The organism is Mesorhizobium sp. M7A.F.Ca.CA.001.10.2.1 (genome assembly GCF_003998575.1).
Lineage (GTDB): Bacteria > Pseudomonadota > Alphaproteobacteria > Rhizobiales > Rhizobiaceae > Mesorhizobium.
In genome coordinates this window covers 1-1,274 of the sequence record NZ_RZQY01001053.1, presented here as the reverse complement: position 1 = coordinate 1,274, position 1,274 = coordinate 1, and the positions used below count along the sequence as shown (strand labels likewise).

Sequence of the window (1,274 nt, the reverse complement as noted above, 5' to 3'; positions counted from 1 at the left end):
AAGCGCATCAGTTCGGCCAGCATTTCGGCCCGGCGCACGATCGGCAGCAGCTTTTCGCGCGCGGCCTTTAGCTCTGGATTGGATTTCTTGATCGCCGTCGAGACGACCACCACCTCGGCATCACCGAGATTTTCGGCCCTATGGCCGACGAAGCATTCGATGCCCTTGTCGCGCAGCCGCTGCACATTGGCGCTTTCGGCCTGGTCGGACCCTTGCACCTTGTAGCCGAGATTGTGCAGCACTTCGGCAATGCCGCTCATGCCGATGCCGCCAATGCCGATGAAATGCACAAGGCCGATGGTCTGCGGCATCTTCATGCTTGCGTCCCCTTCCTGAAATCCGAAACGGTTTTTTTGGACGCAATAGCCTCTGTAAGATCAGCGAGCAACCGTGCCGCGTCCGGCCTCCCGGCCGATTTCGCACCCGCCGCCATCGCCGTCAGCCGATCGGGGTCTTCCATCAGCTCGCCGATGAGCGCTGCGATGCGTTCGGACGAGAGCGAGGATTGCGGATGCACTTCGCCGCCGCCGGCAGCGGCAAGGGCCGCCGCGTTCGCCGCCTGGTCGTGATCGAGCGCATAGGGGTAAGGCACCAGCAACGCCGGCCGGCCGATGACGGCGATCTCCGAGACGGTCGAGGCGCCGGAACGCGAGATCACCAGATGAGCGGCCGCCATGCGTGCCGCCATGTCGGTGAAGAAGGGCGAGACCTCGACGGCGACGCCAAGCGCGGCATAGGCCGCTTTGACCCGCGCCACGTCATCCGCGCGCGCTTGTTGGGTGATCACCAGCCGCTTGCGCTGGGCGTCGGAAAGCAGCGCGATGGCGCCCGGCACGGCATCGGAAAAGAACTGGGCGCCCTGGCTGCCGCCGAACACCAGCAGGCGGAACGGCTGTTCCCCGGTCGATGCCGCATAATTCGTCCTGGCCGCTTCCAGCACGGCCGGCCTGACCGGATTGCCTGTCGTCACCGTCTTGACCCCGGCAGCACTGGTGTCCTGCGGCAGGAAGCCGCCGGCGATGGCGTCGACACGGCCGGCCAGCGCCCGATTGGCGCGCCCCATCACCGCGTTCTGCTCATGGATCAGCGTCGGCACCTTGCGCCGTGTCGCCGCGTAGAGCGGCGGCAAGGTCGGATAACCGCCAAAGCCGTCGACGGCATCCGGCTTGATTCTGCCAATGACGGCAGAAGCCTGGCGCACGCCGCGCCAGATCTTCCAGAAGGCGCCAAGCAGGGCAAAAGGATTTTTCGAGCCCATCGTCGCCGACTGGATC

2 protein-coding genes are annotated in these 1,274 nt (G+C 65.5%); both read right to left on the bottom strand.

All coding sequences use genetic code 11. The annotated features are described in order from the left end of the window. Positions 1 to 317 (bottom strand): Mur ligase domain-containing protein (locus EN964_RS34960; RefSeq protein WP_245490737.1); only part of this gene is annotated, 317 nt, incomplete at its 3' end. Continuing rightward, positions 314 to 1,274: UDP-N-acetylglucosamine--N-acetylmuramyl-(pentapeptide) pyrophosphoryl-undecaprenol N-acetylglucosamine transferase (locus EN964_RS34955; protein ID WP_164776412.1), on the bottom strand; the 961-nt coding region annotated here is incomplete at its 5' end. The genes EN964_RS34960 and EN964_RS34955, both read right to left, overlap by 4 nt.